This is a genomic window from Paenibacillus residui, assembly GCF_042677205.1.
GTDB classification, from domain to species: domain Bacteria; phylum Bacillota; class Bacilli; order Paenibacillales; family NBRC-103111; genus Paenibacillus_L; species Paenibacillus_L residui.
Genome location: NZ_JBHTIU010000034.1, coordinates 26,329 through 42,643, shown reverse-complemented (window position 1 = coordinate 42,643; position 16,315 = coordinate 26,329). Strand labels below are relative to the sequence as shown.

Sequence of the window (16,315 nt, the reverse complement as noted above, 5' to 3'; positions counted from 1 at the left end):
TGACTTGCAATCAGCCTGCCGGAACGGCAATCACTTCGCTGCCGCCTCTATCGAATGAGGAGGCATCCGGATTCTCCTTCATTTGCAGCAGCAAGGCATCGCCTTCTTCCTGCCAAGCTTTTAATGCGTCGCGAATTCCGGTCTTGCCTTCCATGGCTTCATTGAAATATTTTTGTCCCAGCCATACAACATCATAAATATTAGGCATCTTGCGATAGATTTGATAATCTTCCATAGTTTCCGGAGGTGCGGGCTTAACATTGTATAAAGCTTCTACGTTATATTCCTCACCGTCGCTGCGTTTCGTATATTTCTTGTTGGAAATCAGACTGTTCGAGCTGCGGGATTTCAGTCTGGCCCAGTCTTCCCCGTTCATGAACTCGATATATTTCCATGCCGCTTTGGGATTGGGGGCTTTAGCATTAATCGCCATCAGATCGCTAAATCCGAAGTTATAACTGCTTCCGTCCGGTGCCGTAGGAACGGATACAATATCCCACTGAATAGGAGTGTAGCCTTCGATGTTATCCGCTTCTTTGTTCGCATTGATCAGCTCCTTGATTTCATAGAGCGAGATGATTGTCATCGCGAGCCGGCCCGATAGGAAATCGTTATAGCCAAAAGGGTTGTCATTATTGAATCGGCTGAAATCCTCCGGATTGTTCGGGTCCATGAAAGGGATGACCTTATCTTTACCGAGCTGAATAACCGTTTTCCATGCTTCTTCCCAACTGTCTGAGTCGACGGTCATTTTCTCCCCTTCTTTGTCAAAGGTGCGCAAACGTAAAACATTGGCATAATTCTGCACAGTACTGAAAAGATCGCCGCCGCCGTACGAATAGAAATTAAAGCCGAATTGGCTTCCGTCGTCTTTGCTCACCCTCTTGGCAAGGTCGAAAAGATCGTTCCAGCTCATGCCGTCGGTCGGATACCCTACTCCCGCTTCGTCGAACATAGCTTTATTATAAACGAGTGCGGAAGAATAGAAAGTAGGAGAAAGGGCATAAATTTGTCCGTTTCCGACCTGTTTGATTCCATCAAGGACTGCCGGGACGATATCCTCCGTATTGAATTTATTTTCCTTGATCATAGGTTCAAGCGGAGAAAGCAGGTTCTCATTAACCAGTTCAGGCATCTGATCATAACTGAACAAGACTACATCGGGCGGGTTAGGCCCTTGCATCGCCTCTTTCAATTTGACCATCGGATCTTCTTCCTCTTCTCTCGGACCTCGGGAGTAACGGTAATTTTCTCCCAATTGAACAATTTCTACGTTGATATTCTTATACTCCAATTCGAACAGTTCCGTATACTCTCTGCGGAAATATTCTTCGTCAAACCATCCGGTAGTAGTAGCGATGCGAAGCGTCTGCGGAGTTTCCTGTTCCGTCTTTCCTGTGAAGGAACAGGCCGCTAATGCTGGAGTCAGCAAAGATAGCGACAGTGCCGAAGCCCATAATTTTCTTTTGTTCATGTTTGGTCCCCCTCCAATGATTTAGGTGGCTTGATAATAATTTTCTCTCCATCAAATTCCATGGAAGCTTTGTTTCCTATATTTAATGCTTCCAGGAAAGTCTTCGGAACCTGTAGTCTTCCGACGCGGTCCAATACAACAAATTCCTCGTGAACCTCATTAAGCTGATGGCCCTGATCTGAATGATCCAGATTCGGATTGCGCTTGATAAATTCGGTGCTCGTTAATCCGTCACGGATAGCGACAACCCGGTCCACCTTGCTGGCCAGAGACAGGTCATGGGTAACGATGACAATCGTCACTCCCAATTCGCGATTTAAACGGCGGAATGTATCCATGATTAAGTCCGATGTCATGGAGTCCACGGAGCCTGTAGGTTCGTCGGCCAGCAGCAGGGAGGGGCGGTTGGCCAGCGAGATCGCAATGGCGACCCGCTGCTGCTCTCCTCCGGATAACTGCGTCAGCCTGTTATTGACCCGTTCCTTCAGCCCGACCCACTCCAGCAGCTGCAGGGCATAGGCCCGGTCTACCTTGCCTCCCAGCATCATGGGAGTCTCCACATTCTCCAGAGCCGTGAGGTAAGGGAGCAGGTTGCGCGCATTATTCTGCCATACAAAGCCGACTGTTTTGCGCTTGTATTCGACCAATTGCTTGTCGGTTATTTTAAGTAAGTCCCATTCCCCTACACGAACCTGACCGGCGGACGGCCGGTCCAGGCCGCCCAATATGTTCAGGAAGGTAGACTTGCCGCTTCCGCTGTTTCCGATGATCGCCATCATTTCGCCCTGCTTGACTTCTATGTTTAAGCCTTGAAGAGCGACAACCTCGATATCATCGGTTTTGAATATCTTGACAAGTCCTTCACAATGAATCATCGTCTTATCGCTCCTCTCCCATTTTTACAGCTTGATGAACACGAAGTCTGCGGATATGAGCGAACAAGAGCGCTGCTCCTGTCAGCATCATGAAGGCAACGACGATGTACAACTGATTGGTATCCTTCGCATCGAAGATAACGCGGAATGGCGGTACCTGCTGTTTGACGTCGTCGGCAGTTTGCAGGAACGGCAAGAACAGATAACTGGTCAGCTTGCCGATACCGATTCCGACTGCAATAGCCAGCCCTGCGGTGAAAACCTGCTCCATAAGAAGCATGAAGGTCAATTGTTTTCGCTTGAGCCCCATCGCCCTCAGTACGCCGAATTGTACGACCCGGCCGGACAGGTTAAAGAACCAGAACAGCAGATAACCGATTAGAGAAACCAGTACCGATACAAGGAAGCCAAGACTGAGAATGCCGAATACTCCTCCGCGGGACGGATGCTTGTTCTGCGAAATCAATTCGCTGCGGACATCCTTCACGCTGGCAACCTCGATATTCTGCCGGGCCAATTCTTCCAGAATCGGAGCGACCTTGGCTCCTTCCTCCATCTTCAGCCATACTTCATAAGGCAGAAGAGGGACCTGATCGTAAATGTACTCCAGATTGGCGACGAAGAAGGGAGATTGCTCGGGATATTGTCCTGGCCAGTATGGCAGAATACCGACGACAACAAATTCCACGGGCTGCTGCTGAATGGAAATGGTCAGGACGTCGCCTTCCTTCAACTGATACCTCTCCGCGAAATTGCTTGGAATGAGAACCGATTGCTCGTAAATTCCCAACTGGTTAAGATACTGATGCGGCTTGTATGGGAACAAGTCATCCCGGAACCAGGCGACATGATAGTATTGATCATTGTCAATCCCGATTAGAGTACCTTGGCCGGCCGATCTTCCGGAGACGAGGACGCTCCCTTTGGTCTGAAGAACACGGGCAGCATGTTCAACGCCCTCCATCTGGCGGAAAATTTCGAATGGAGGCTCTAAATATCGTAATTGGGATGGAGGGACGTTGCCTGGGCCCCCTGGGCCTCCCGGACCTCCGGGTCCTCCGGGACCGCCGGGATTTCCGCCTCCCGAGTTCCCCCCGCCAGTATTCCCTCCGCCCGTATTGCCTCCGTTGTTGCCTTGCCCATTGTCGGGTCTGCGGTCACGGGGCAGATCGTCCGAGACGGTGTCCCAGACGGTTTGGATTACGACATCCGTTCCAAATTGATAAAGAGTCCGTTCCGTCGAGTTCAAATCGATGGTTCGCGCGGCCGAGGAGTTATAGATTCCGAGACCGAGCGTCAGCATCAGCAGCAGCATCAGCGGATAATACGTCATCGACGAGCGTGAGAGCTGATTCAGCGTCAAATAAGACGATACGGACAGGAACGGTTTGCAAATCCAGCCCAGCAACTTGAGCAGCCATGGAAAAATTCTTAATACAATCAAGCCAAGCGAAAAGATCGAGATGGCCGGTACGAAGAACAGCAGCGGCTGAACCTGCATTTGATCGGCGGACAGTCCGGTTTGCATGCTGAAGAACTGTCTCTGTTGAAACAAGTACCATCCGTATCCGACAAGGCCAAGCAGAGCGACATCCAGAAACCAGCGCTGCCAGAAAGGCTTCTTCGTTCTGGCCAACTTCTGTTTGTGTGTTACGATGGACGATCTGGCGAAGGTGATGGCCGGAACCAGGCTGGCCGCGATGGCGATCAGTACGGCACCTGCGCCATAGAGCCACATCTCGAAGGAGAAGCCTACCGGTATGGATTTACGGTCAACGAAGGTCAGGAATCCGCTGCTTGCTCCGATGCTCTTCGCCATAAACCAGCCTATCAAGGTACCGATAATAAGAGCGGTGCCGCCAAGCAGAACACCTTCCAGGAAGAATATATTAATGATCTGCCGGGTGCTTCCCCCGCGGGAACGTAGAACTGCAATGTCATTGCGCTGTCTTTCCAAGGCTTGGCGGGAATTCATTATGATGTAGTAAAACACCATCGCGATCATCGGTGCCGCCAGAGTAAACAACAGGAACTGAAGCTGCATTCCCTGCTTGCGGAATTCTCCAAGCAAATCCAGGAAGGAAATATCCACTTTCGTATCCTTCAACTGCTGATACAGGTTAATGTCGAGCCGCTCCAGCTTTCTTTCCAAACTCGCAATTTGACTTGTCTGAATATCCTTCAGATCGAAGGCATAGTACCAGTTGGACATACTAAGCGGGATTTTCTTGTTTTCCAGCAATTCCTTCTGAAAAACTCCCTCGTCTACCAGCATAGTATTCAGAAGCGATTCCATTTGCTGAAACCAATAGGGACTGGTTTCCTGCTTCGGCTTGAATACCCCTACGATCTTGATTTTGACGGGCGGAATGCCGAAACCGCCGGAAATCGGGTAGTTATATACCTCGCCTACCCGTAAATCATTGCGGTATAACGCTTCATCCAGCATGATGACTTCAACGGCCCCGTCCTTGATTTCCTTGGAATACAGGGAACCGGATGTAATTTCGATCTGCTCCTCCAAGTCTGAATAGGAGGACAGGGTCATCTGCCTGCGCTGGGTCGATTCGATTCGGGATGAATCGACCGGTGTAATGGAAGCGCCGCGGATGGATTGGCTCCTTACAAAGACGGAATAAGGAAAGCCCAGATCCTGCGGAACCTGCTCCCGTATGTATCGATCTACCTCATTAACGTCTGCCAGTTCCGGCCGGTCAGAGCCCACCGCCTGGTAACGCATCAGCAAGGAGCCGGGAGGCATGCCGCCTTCCAATTCCTGCAGTGATTTGGCGACTACCCGCTTCAAAGCTCCGTCCGCATACATCGGAATGCTTGTCGTAAAGGAGACCGCCACTATTAATCCGACCAGGGAACTTAGTGTCAGCCATCGGGTGTTCCACATTTTTCGAATAAGAAAACGAAGCATAGCCATAAGCTCTATTTACCTACTACTTTCTGGCCGGGAGTCAATCCCTTGAGAATTTGCACTTCCGTAGAGTTCTGCAGGCCGACTTCGACATCAACTTCCCGTTTATTGCCGTTCTCATCAACAACCTGGACATAGTTGCGGCCGCCCACCGATCTTAATGCGGATGGAGGAATCAGGATGGCATCTTCAATCCGCTCGTAAATGACGGTGACACTTAGACGGGTCCCGCGCGAAACGTTCTCCGGCATTTGATCCAATTGAACGAGCATGTAGTTGTCGATGGTATCCTTCTGATTTTCGTTGCCTCCCCATCTGCCGGACTGATTGTTATTGGGATCCGCTTTCGGACTGGGGAGCTGCAGAATTTTACCCTTGTGCTGTCCGGCGGCATTGATGTCGACAATAGCTTCCATCCCAATGGCTACATTCTTGAGATCATCCGCATTGAGAGTTGCTGCAACGGTCAGCGTGGACAAATCGGCGAGAACCGCTACAGTATCGAATGCTTTTGGAGAATCTCCTTTCTTCATATAAACTCCAACGATACTTCCGGAGAAGGGGGCATAGAGCTTCGACTTGGAGATACTTTCCTCCAGCTCAGCCATTTCTTCCTTCTTGATTTGGAAGTCCAGCTTCGCCTGTTCGATCTGATCCGAGGTTTTGTCCCCGCTGTCGCGAAGCACCTCGATCAAGGCGAGCTCCTCTTTCTTGTGCTGCAGTCTTTTCTGTCTCAGTTGGCTTTCCAGATCGGAAACGTCCAACTCGGCAATGAGCTGGCCGGCTTCCACATAATCTCCGGTCTGAACATAAATTTCCTTGATGCGCTTGTTCTCTTCAGAGAAGAACAGCTCTTCTTCTTTAAGCGACATAAGCTTTCCGGATCCCTTGACCGTCTTCTGCAAGGAGCCGGTCTTCACTTCATACTCGGGCTTGGTGGAGAGCTTCGGCGGATTAATGACCGGAAGCTCCTCTTCTTCTTCCTCCTTGGGGAGAAGGGAGCAGCCGGAGAAGAGAATTACGGATAAACATAGCAAGGAAATCGCTAGAATTCGCCACTTAGACTTGTTGGGGCTGAATGAACTTGCCATCCACCATTTCGAAAACATGGTCGGCTACCTCCAAAATCGTAGGATCGTGTGTTGTCATACAAATTGTTACTTCCTCTAAATCAATAATTCTGCGAAAAACCGACATGACCTGCGCTCCCATCTGGGAATCCAGCTCCGCCGTCGGTTCGTCCGCCAGGATAAGGCTGGGACGATGGGCAATGGCCTTGGCTATCGCCACCCGCTGCTGCTCTCCCCCGGACATTTCGAAAGGACGATGCTTCATTCGTTTGCTCAGTCCTACCAGATCCAGACAGTATTCCACTCTTTCCTTCCATTGGGATTTGGGAATGGTTTTCGACATGCGGAGCGAAAGTTCTACATTCTCCCAAGCGGAGAGAAGCGGTAGAAGAGCATAGGTCTGAAAAATAAATCCGATGTCTCTCCTCCGGATCTCCGTTCTCTGGTCATCCTTCAAACGGTGAAAGGGATGTCCCCGGAATATGATTTCTCCCTCATCAGGCTGGTCAAGGCCGCCGATCAGGTTGAGCAGCGTTGTCTTGCCTGAACCGGAACGCCCTCTTAACATAAACAGCCGTCCCGGCTCCAGCGTCATATCGATTCCTTTGAGAACATGGATTTTACGCCCTGCAGTCTGGAAAGTTCGCTGGACCGACCGGACGGTGAGCAAAGACTCGCCGGATTCTACTACTCCCCCCATTCTTAACCTCCTTTTTGTCATTGTCATTAAAAATGGCGCCGCTTAGGGACACCTTGTCTGGAGATAGGGCTAGATGATATCTAACACCCCTGCTTCTGGCACTCTTAATTCTATTAATCACTCTATGAGTTCCCAGTAATACTAAATCAGACACGGCAAATAATGGGTAACAATTTGGTTACGAATCCCATCATTCGACAATCCTCTCCTTTTTTTCCATCCGGGAAGGGAGATTCAAGAATATGAATCGGCCTATCGATGGCGCGAAAGCGGCAGTAACCTCGAGGACTTTGTATACGTTTCTGCAGATGTTTATCCAATCCGGGAAATGATCGAGAGCAAGAATGCCGGGTGGAAGAAGAATAGTGGCCAGACTCCTACATTAAATATGACGATTCAAAACTAGAAAAAGTTTCAAATTTCCCGATATTTTTTAGAAAAATATGCTATTTGCCATAAAAATTGAAAATTCAGACATCATGTCACGTTGTGATGGGGAGAAGTGCTTTAATTATTTTTAGGCTATCGCGCAAAGCCGGATTTTGGCATAATAGACGAAATAGGAGAGTCAACGGATGAATCAGTGAAGCAGGTGAATACTTTTGAATAGAAAAGGATGGATTTTTGCCTTAATTATTTGGTTGGCTGCAGTGTCGTGGACCGGGACCTGCTCAGCTTCCGTCAATTTGCTGCAGAATGCCGGATTTGAAAATAAAAGTGAGGCGTGGGCGGCCGATAGCTGGATCTCCGGGAAGGAGGCAACGCGATTCGCTGTTGAGCATGGGGAGGGCGCCCGCAGCGGATCGTTCTTCCTTCTCATAGAAAGCACGGTGCCCAACGATGCCAAATGGGTGCAGAGCGTATCGGTCAAGCCGGATACACTCTATCGGCTGTCCGGCTGGATTAAAGCGGAGCAGATCCCCGAAGGAATGAAGGGGGCCAATCTGTCTGTTCTCGGAACGATCGAAACGTCAGCCGATTTCCGGGATACGCAAGGTCAATGGGAGTATGTAGAACTATACGGGAGGACGGGGCCGGAGCAGCAGAAGCTGGAGGTCGCCTTGCGCCTCGGCGGCTATGGCAGCCTGAATACGGGGCGTGTCTACTTCGATGATGTGGCTTTCGAGGAAGTTGAAGGGCTGCCCGCCGGGGCCGAACCGGTGTCCTTCGCTCCCGCCGAGACACAATTGGATACCGATGGCGGCCCGGATGCCGGGAACGCGAAGGTCTCCTTATTCTCGCCGCTTGTCTACGCGCTCCTGTTCTTCCTCGGATTTGCCGTTCTTTATCACTGGCGAATCCGTCAAGAATGGAGGCTGTCCGGACAGAGCTCTGGCGGCGCGGCGGAATGGGTGGCTCTGCTGCTCTCCTCCGCTTTGCTGCTGCGCTTGTGGATTGCTGTCAAGGTGCACGGGCACCCCGGAGATATGGCTACATTCGCATATTGGGCAAGAGATGCGGTAGAAGCGGGGCTGACCGGATTTTATGATCAAACGACTTTCGCGGACTATCCGCCGGGCTATATTTATATCTTGTACTTATTGGGTAAAGGCCAGGAATGGCTGGGGCTCTCCGCATCTTCGACTGCGCTTGCCGTCTGGATGAAGCTTCCCGCCATTCTGGCCGACCTGGCCGCATCGCTTCTCGTTTACCGGATGGCCTCCGCCCGGCTGTCCCGTCCCGCGGCGGTCGGATTGGCTGCACTTTACGCGTTCAATCCCGCAGTTTTGGTGAATTCGGCAGCCTGGGGACAGGTGGACTCTTTCTTCACTTTCTTTCTGGTGCTGGCTGTGCTTCAGGTACAAGGAAGGAAGATGACCGCAGCCAGCGTCTGGTTCGCGCTTGCCGTTCTTATCAAGCCGCAGGCGCTCATATTCACTCCCGTATTGCTGCTGGGATTCGCCCGGGAACGCAGCTGGAGGCAATTGGGAACGGGATTTGTGGCCGGGACCGCAGTCTTTATTGCAGGCGTCCTGCCATTTGCGTTACATAAACCGCTGTTGTGGGTATTTAAGCTCTATCTGGAAACTCTGCAGTCTTACCCTTACGCAACTCTCAATGCCTTCAATCTGTTTGCGCTGACAGGAGGCAACTGGGTTTCTCAGGAACAGAAGCTTCTGTTCCTGTCCTACCAGACTTGGGGGTGGCTGTTTATTGTCGCGGTCACCATCTTTACTGCCTTTTTGTTCTTCAAACGCAAGAAAGGTACGGAGCCCGATTATTGTTTAATGGCTCTTGTTCTGATTTCGGTCGTATTTGTCCTAGGCGTTAAGATGCACGAAAGGTATCTTTTTCCCGCACTCCTTCTGGCTCTGCTCAGCTTCATCCAATCCGGGGATCGGAGGGTGCTGCACTTGTTCGTCGGCTTCAGCATCACTTCCTACGTTAACGTAAGCTATGTGCTTGCGCACGGGTTGGAGCATATGTACGCCGTCGGACGGTTTGACGGGCTGCTGCTGCTGACGTCTCTGGCTAATGTTCTGCTGTTGGCATTGTTGATCAAGACCGCCTGGGACCGGTTCGTTAATGGAAAAGTGCGGCCGGTGTATGATCCTGATGAGGAGGCGGTTTGGGTGAGGAGGGCGAAGGAAGCTTCGCAGGAGCAGCATGGGAGCGTTAGAAACCGCTGGAAAAGGAAAGACTGGATTCTGATATCGCTTCTCACCTTAATCTATGCCGCAGTTGCATTATTCCAGCTTGGCTCCTTCCGGGCGCCCGAACAATCGTGGAAGCCTTCCAGGGACGGCGAGGCCGTCATCGTGGATTTTGGCGAAGAACGGCTGATTGACCGGACGAACGCCTTCGGCGGAATCGGGGATGGCCGGTTCCGGCTTGAATTTGCTGCGGAGAACGGGGATTGGGGCGAGCCCAAAACGGTAGACATGAACTATGTCAAAGTGTTTACCTGGACCAGCGTCCCGGTAGATGTGAAGGCACGTTATACCAAGATTACGGCTGAACGTTCAGGCTTCGAGCTTAAGGAGCTGGCCTTCTTCGTCAAGGATGCGGCGGAGCCGCTTCCCGTCCGCTCGATCCGGACTGAGGGCGGAGCGGTGGAGGAGGCTGCCCGGCACTTATTCGACGAGCCGAATGCGGCGGTCTATCATCCGACCTTCCTGCACGGCACCTACTTTGACGAAATCTATCATGCAAGGGCGGCCTATGAGCATTTGGAGAGCATCAAACCTTACGAGAACACACATCCGCCATTGGGCAAAGAGCTGATCGCCGCCGGGGTGGCCGTGTTCGGAATGAATCCTTTCGGCTGGCGGATAGTGGGTACTTTATTCGGAATCGCGATGATTCCAATCATCTATGTGTTCGCCTTCCGCATGTTTGGGGCCACTCGTTATGCCTTTATCGCTTCTTTCCTGTTTGCCTGCGATTTTATGCATTTCGCCCAAACCCGGATAGCGACCATTGACGTTTACGGCGTGTTTTTCATCATGCTCATGTACTATTTTATGTACCGTTACTATCAAATGAATATGTATCGGGACGGCCTGAGGAAGACGCTGGTCCCCTTGTTCTGGTCCGGGCTGTTCTTCGGCATCGGGGCGGCGAGCAAGTGGATAGTGATTTATGGAGGAGTGGGACTCGCTTTCCTGTTTTTTCTCACTCTGTATGAGAGATACCGCGAATATTCCGCCGTGCGGCGAAATAAGGCTGAGGTCAGTAACTTGAATGCTGCGGAATCGGCGGACTCCGCGGGAAGCGGTGCCTCGGCAGCGGAGGTTCTTGCTTTTCCAAGGATGGCGCTGGCCAGTGTGTTATGGTGCTCTTTGTTCTTTGTCATCCTTCCGCTCATTATTTACAGCTTGTCTTTTGTCCCGATCATGATGACCGCGGGTGAAGAAGTAAGCCTGGCCAAATTGATACAATATCAGAAGGATATGTTCGATTACCACAGCCAGCTGGTTGCGGAGCATTCGTTCTCTTCCCCCTGGTGGGAATGGCCGTTCATGGCTCGTCCGATCTGGTATTACTCCGGCCAATCTCTGCTCCCGGAAGGACAAGTTTCGAGCATTGTGTCCATGGGGAATCCGGCGATTTGGTGGCTGGGCACGCTGGCGGTTCTGGCGGTCATTGTGTGGCTGTTCAAGAACCGGCACCGGGGGATGCTGGTCGCGGTGACCGCATTTCTCTCACAGTACATCCCTTGGATGCTCGTTCCCAGACTGACGTTTATCTATCACTTCTTCGCGATGGTGCCTTTTCTGATTCTGTGCCTGACCTTTATTTTTAAAAAGGGAATAGAAGCGCGGCCGCAGATGAAAATACCGATCTATGCCTATTTGGGCTTATGTCTCGTTCTCTTCGCCATGTTCTATCCCATCTTGTCCGGCATGATCATCAGCAAAGAATATGCAGGCCTGTTAAAGTGGTTTCCATCTTGGTATTTTTATAGTTAGAAGCTGTGAGCCGCATGTGTCAAGGAGGTAGCTCATTGTCATACGAACCAAACTATTCAGTTGTAGTACCCATGTATAACGAGGAAGAGGTCATACTCCGTACCTACCGCCGTCTTAAGGGAGTGATGGACGGGACGGGAGAGCCCTATGAGTTCGTGTTTGTCAATGACGGGAGCCGGGACCGGTCTGCGGAGATCGTGAAGGAGCTGTGTCAGACGGACCCGAACGTGAGGCTGATCGATTTCTCGCGCAATTTCGGTCATCAGGTTGCCATAAGCGCCGGAATGGATTATGCCCAAGGCAAAGCGGTGATCGTCATCGACGCCGACCTTCAGGATCCTCCGGAAGTCATTCCGGACATGATCCGCAAATGGAAGGAAGGCTACGATGTCATCTACGGCAAGCGATTGAAGCGCAAGGGAGAGACGGTCTTTAAGAAAACGACGGCATTGATGTTCTACCGCCTTCTCCGCAGCCTGACCAGTGTTGATATTCCGGTAGATACGGGCGATTTCCGCTTGATCGACCGCAAAGTTTGCGACGCCTTGTCGGGCCTGAAGGAGAAGAACCGGTTCATCCGCGGGATGGTCAGCTGGGTGGGCTTTAATCAAACTTCAGTAGAATATGTCCGGGAAGAGAGAGCCGCCGGGGAAACCAAATATCCGCTTAAGAAAATGATCCGGTTCGCCCTGGACGCCATCACCTCGTTCTCTTATAAGCCTCTTAAGCTGGCCACATATATCGGTTTTGTCCTGTCGCTTTCCAGCTTCCTGTATTTGCTGATCGTTCTGTATCAGAAGCTGTTTACGAATTCGACGGAACCGGGGTGGGCTTCGATTATCGCAATCAACCTGTTCTTCAACGGGATTGTCCTGCTGATGCTTGGCGTCATCGGCGAGTATATCGGCCGGATCTATGATGAGTCCAAGAACCGGCCTCTCTATATTGTTAAGGAAACCAAAGGATTCGGCACGAAGAAGGGGAGTACGGAGGATGATCGCTAAAGGAAATCGGCAGAGCCTTGTCCAATTCATTAAATTCAATCTGGTCGGGGTTCTGAACACGCTCGTTGATTTTGCTTTGTTCACCTTGCTCATCTATGTCGGAATGCACTATTTGGCTGCACAGTGCATCGCTTATGCCGGCGGAGTGACGAACAGCTATTTATGCAATAAAAAATGGACCTTCGCTAACGGCAGCCGGACGACCGCAGCCCAATTTGCCCGTTTTGCGGCGGTCAACGGGGTTTCCTTCGCTCTGTCCCTCGTCTTGCTGTACTTGTTGGGCGAACGGTTCGGAGTCCACCCTCTGGCCGCCAAGGTAGGTGTGACCGCCATTACGATGATAGTCAATTTCACCGGCACCAAGCTGTGGGTATTCCGCAATGAAAGCCGTTCATAAAGAGCGAAACTTTCTGCCGGAATCCATCGTCTAATAATCGTAAGTGAGCGTGCATCCGCAAGTCCGGCGAACAAGGAAGGAATAATCTCCGTGGATCATGGCGTTGGTCCTGCGGAATGTGGCGCAGATGAAATAGGACGGACGGCGATAAAATCGTATTTTCTTTTTCACGTTTTTCTTGTAAACTGTAATTTGTGTGCCTGCCGGATAGGTTGGAAATGGATGAATTTGGTAGAAAATGTCGGAAATTTAATCTTTTTGTAACAGATTTGTGATTTGGCCGATGTACCATGTATAGCAGGTTGTTTGCTCAGCAATACAGCAAGAAAAACGTGAAACGGGGTTAATCCATGTCAGATTTAAATTTAGCTCCGAGGTCCAAGAAACGGTCGCTTCCGCTCTACGCGAAAATATTAATTGGCCTTGGACTCGCCCTTATATCTTTGATTGTGGCTGCAGGAGTTTATGCGAATTATATTTTTCAAAAAGCAAACGATGTTATTGATGACGTCGGGGTAGAAGAGCATGTTCCCCCGGAGGAATCGGCTAAGGTCAAGCCGTTGACGGTAATGCTGATGGGGATTGACCATCGCAAGGAAACCGGAAGCATGAATACGGATGTCATCATGGTGGTTTCCCTCAATCCGGAACGGAAGTCCGCCACGGTCGTCTCTATTCCGCGGGATGTTCAGCTCACGCCGGATGGTCTCCCTCACCGGAAAGCGAACTATTATTATCCTCATTTTTATTTGCAGGATAAGGAGACGGCTTTCGCCAAGACGAAGGAGCTGTTCGGCGAGTATTTGGAAGTGCCGATCGACTACATGCTGACCATTGACTTTAACGGTTTCGTTAAAGCCATTGATGAGCTGGGCGGACTCACCATCGATGTAGATATGGATATGTGCTATAAAGATTCGTATGACGGAACGAACATTAATCTGAAGAAGGGCACGCAGTTGCTGAACGGCAAGCAGACCTTGGACTTTGTCCGTTATCGGAAGTCAAGCAATAGCTGTTCCGTTAGAACGGCGGAATCGACAGATTTTGCAAGAAATATGCGGCAGCAGCAAGTGTTGGATAAAATGTTCGGAAAACTAAAATCGTTCTCCGGTTTAACGAAGGTAGGCCAACTGATCGAGGCTGTCGGAGAAGAGATGAAATCCGATATTCCAAGCTCACAAATTCGGGACTTCCTTGAGAAATACTACAACATCGATAGAGGGAATATTAAATATGTTCACCTGGAAGGGGATTGGGTCAGCCCTTATATTATCGTGAAGGATGAAGATATCGACCAGGCGAGAAACGCGTTGAAGGAAGAACTGGGCATCAAGGCTTCCGCCCACCCGTCTTCCTCGCCAGGGGTAACTCCTTCCGGGACACCCAAGCCGGGCAGCACAAGCAAGCCGGGTGCAAGCCCTGGCGCAAAGCCTAATGCAACACCAACACCCAGCCCGAAGCCTAATGCAAGCAAACAACCGTCCTCGGTTACGAAAGATACCTACGGACAAGGGAAGAAGTAAATACAAATCAGCAAAGCGGCCGATCTTTCGGCCGCTTCTGACATTTTCCATGCAAACAGTCCTTTAAGGCTTGAACCAAATATCCTTGAACTGAACCCACTCCAGAGAGTCCAGAGAAATTCCTTTCACCGAAGGATGATAGACGGTTTTGAGATGCTTCTGATAGAGGAAGAGAAGAATATCATCGGTCTTGAGCCGCTCTTCCAGCTCAAGCAGCAGAGCGGATCGGCGGCTTGCGTCCGGTTCCAGGGTCAATTCCCGGATTTTGTTAGCCAGCAGGTCCGCGACAGCTCCTGCCGAATGCTGAAGGATACTTTGATATAAATCAATCAATCGCAGCTCCGTATCTCTATCCAGCATGATCGAGAACAGGATCAGATCATGGCGGAGCCGATCCTCCCCTTGAAACTGCTCCAAAGGAAGAAGAGTCAGCTCCACCCGAATCCCGGACTCCCGGCAGACTTTCTGAAACAGCCTGGCATCGTTCTCGTACTGGGGAATAGTGCAGAGGCTCAGCATCTCCCCGTTATATCCCGCTGCCCGCAATTGTTCCGAAGCCTCTTCACCGTTCACTTCCTTATATTCGCCTTCGGCCTTATGCAGAAAGCCGTCCGCCGGATAGATTACATCGCCGGCGAGTGAATCCAGTATACGTTTCCGGTTCACGGAAGAGAAGATGGCCTTGCGCAGAAGCTTTCTCTGGAGAGGGCCTTCTTTCAGCATATTCAAGGTAATGAATTTGCAGGTGGTTCCCTGATGCTTGACCTGGTTCCACCCGCCTGCCGCCTTATCGGGCAGACGGAAGTTGTGTATGATTTGAAAGCTGTCCAGCTTATTCTGATGCGGATCATGTAAATCGGGCAGCTTCCATATTTCGACCCGGTCCAGATGAGCCCTTCCTTGAAAGTAGAAAGGAAAAGCTTCGAGTACGCACATATTATGATCGTTCTGCGTCAGTTTGAACGGCCCTGTTCCGACAGGCATCCTTTCGAATGCCGTAGCGGATTGCTCGCCTATGTCTTCAGGGACGATAGAGGCTCTGCTGGTGCATAGAAACGGAAGAAATAATTCGTTCTTCCGCTTTAACCGAACGATTAATGTCGTGGCATCGGAAGCGGAAGCTTCCTCAATATCGCTGTAAATCCAGCGGTAGAGTGATTTTTCTTCCAGCTTGCGAAGCCGGTTAAGGGAATAGGCAGCATCCTGGGCCCTCATTTCCCGGCCGTGGTGGAACAGAATCCCTTTGCGCAGATAGAAGGTCCACTGCGTTCGGGCAGCATCGGTCTCCCAGGCGTGGGCTAAATGTGGCTCGATTTCGCCGGTCAGCGGATGGCGTCGTACCAGGCTGTCGAACAGCTGGCTGACCAGATGCAGCTCGCTGGCATAACGAATATAAATAGGGTCCAGCGAATAGATCGGCTGGCTCATTGGGAAGCGGAGGGTATCGACAGGGAAACCAGCGCCGTTTTCTTTCGAATAACCAAAGTAGCTGTACAGCCAGTCATGGAAGGTTTCCTTCAGGCTGGAGGGAAGCAGTGGAGAATGGATTTGCTCCAAAGCCCCTTTCAAATCTTTCTTCTCCACCAGTTGTTTCGCTGCATGCAGCGCCATTTCTTCCACAGGCTTCAAGAAGGTCAAGGTTGACCGTTTCCCCCTGCCGCGCTCGGGCCTCCAGTCCAGCCAACCGGCTTCGCTCATCCGCTTAAGAATAAGAATGACATTGCGGTGGGTGCATTCCAAAGCGTCGGCCAGCTCATCCAGCTTAACCTCAATCGGTTCCCCTTCACTAATATGGGCGTACATTTGCCTCCATTTTAAATAATGCCGGGTCATGATCATTTCCATCCCTCCTGTTTCCAATGAGCTGTAGCTTCCCGCAGTCAGAATAAAATGTGAAATTATGAAAAAAAACTTGCTCTTTTTCTTCTTAT

At 50.8% G+C, this 16,315-nt stretch carries 10 protein-coding genes; 4 read left to right on the top strand and 6 right to left on the bottom strand.

What is annotated here, in order from left to right:
- Positions 1-10: 10 nt before the first annotated feature.
- Genes ACFQ03_RS11045 through ACFQ03_RS11025 form a run of 5 tightly spaced genes read right to left on the bottom strand, consistent with a single transcriptional unit; the run spans position 11 to position 7,045 of the window.
- Positions 11-1,474 (bottom strand): ABC transporter substrate-binding protein, encoded by a 1,464-nt coding sequence (locus tag ACFQ03_RS11045; protein ID WP_379288135.1) that lies wholly within the window; start codon positions 1,472-1,474, stop codon positions 11-13.
- Positions 1,471-2,349 (bottom strand): ABC transporter ATP-binding protein, encoded by an 879-nt coding sequence (locus ACFQ03_RS11040; RefSeq protein WP_379288133.1) that lies wholly within the window; start codon positions 2,347-2,349, stop codon positions 1,471-1,473. Before ACFQ03_RS11040 ends, ACFQ03_RS11045 begins: the two co-directional genes overlap by 4 nt.
- A 4-nt stretch (positions 2,350-2,353) precedes the next feature.
- A complete protein-coding gene (locus ACFQ03_RS11035; protein WP_379288131.1) occupies positions 2,354-5,281 on the bottom strand; it encodes an ABC transporter permease in 2,928 nt (975 codons plus the stop codon).
- A 5-nt stretch (positions 5,282-5,286) separates the two neighbouring features.
- Complete coding sequence (locus ACFQ03_RS11030) at positions 5,287-6,384, bottom strand: efflux RND transporter periplasmic adaptor subunit (RefSeq protein WP_144939049.1); 1,098 nt, start codon at positions 6,382-6,384, stop codon at positions 5,287-5,289.
- On the bottom strand, positions 6,335-7,045 hold the full coding sequence (locus tag ACFQ03_RS11025) for an ABC transporter ATP-binding protein (protein WP_225312773.1): 711 nt from the start codon (positions 7,043-7,045) through the stop codon (positions 6,335-6,337). Before ACFQ03_RS11025 ends, ACFQ03_RS11030 begins: the two co-directional genes overlap by 50 nt.
- A gap of 602 nt (positions 7,046-7,647) precedes the next feature.
- Between ACFQ03_RS11025 and ACFQ03_RS11020 the strand changes: the two genes are divergently transcribed.
- From ACFQ03_RS11020 to ACFQ03_RS11005, 4 genes are all read left to right on the top strand, one after another.
- Positions 7,648-11,457, top strand: a complete 3,810-nt coding sequence (locus ACFQ03_RS11020) for a glycosyltransferase family 39 protein (protein ID WP_379288128.1) — start codon at positions 7,648-7,650, stop codon at positions 11,455-11,457.
- A 35-nt stretch (positions 11,458-11,492) separates the two neighbouring features.
- The gene (locus ACFQ03_RS11015) at positions 11,493-12,461 is read left to right on the top strand and encodes a glycosyltransferase family 2 protein (protein ID WP_225312774.1); all 969 of its coding nucleotides are present in this window, start codon (positions 11,493-11,495) and stop codon (positions 12,459-12,461) included.
- Complete coding sequence (locus ACFQ03_RS11010; protein ID WP_144939057.1) at positions 12,451-12,858, top strand: GtrA family protein; 408 nt, start codon at positions 12,451-12,453, stop codon at positions 12,856-12,858. The genes ACFQ03_RS11015 and ACFQ03_RS11010 overlap by 11 nt, the downstream gene beginning before the upstream one ends.
- A gap of 350 nt (positions 12,859-13,208) precedes the next feature.
- Entirely contained in the window at positions 13,209-14,384 is a 1,176-nt protein-coding gene (locus ACFQ03_RS11005) for an LCP family protein (RefSeq protein WP_379288125.1), read from the top strand.
- A gap of 63 nt (positions 14,385-14,447) precedes the next feature.
- On the opposite strand, the gene ACFQ03_RS11000 is transcribed toward ACFQ03_RS11005, so the two are convergent.
- Positions 14,448-16,223: an ABC transporter substrate-binding protein gene (locus ACFQ03_RS11000; protein WP_379288123.1), complete on the bottom strand. Its 1,776-nt coding sequence runs from the start codon at positions 16,221-16,223 to the stop codon at positions 14,448-14,450.
- Positions 16,224-16,315 lie beyond the last annotated feature (92 nt).

Coding starts and splice junctions, on each gene's coding strand:
- ACFQ03_RS11045 (WP_379288135.1), bottom strand. CDS start 1,474: ATGAACAAAAGAAAATTATGGGCTTCGGCACTGTCGCTATCTTTGCTG.
- ACFQ03_RS11040 (WP_379288133.1), bottom strand. CDS start 2,349: ATGATTCATTGTGAAGGACTTGTCAAGATATTCAAAACCGATGATATC.
- ACFQ03_RS11035 (WP_379288131.1), bottom strand. CDS start 5,281: ATGGCTATGCTTCGTTTTCTTATTCGAAAAATGTGGAACACCCGATGG.
- ACFQ03_RS11030 (WP_144939049.1), bottom strand. CDS start 6,384: ATGTTTTCGAAATGGTGGATGGCAAGTTCATTCAGCCCCAACAAGTCT.
- ACFQ03_RS11025 (WP_225312773.1), bottom strand. CDS start 7,045: ATGGGGGGAGTAGTAGAATCCGGCGAGTCTTTGCTCACCGTCCGGTCG.
- ACFQ03_RS11010 (WP_144939057.1), top strand. CDS start 12,451: ATGATCGCTAAAGGAAATCGGCAGAGCCTTGTCCAATTCATTAAATTC.
- ACFQ03_RS11005 (WP_379288125.1), top strand. CDS start 13,209: ATGTCAGATTTAAATTTAGCTCCGAGGTCCAAGAAACGGTCGCTTCCG.
- ACFQ03_RS11000 (WP_379288123.1), bottom strand. CDS start 16,223: ATGATCATGACCCGGCATTATTTAAAATGGAGGCAAATGTACGCCCAT.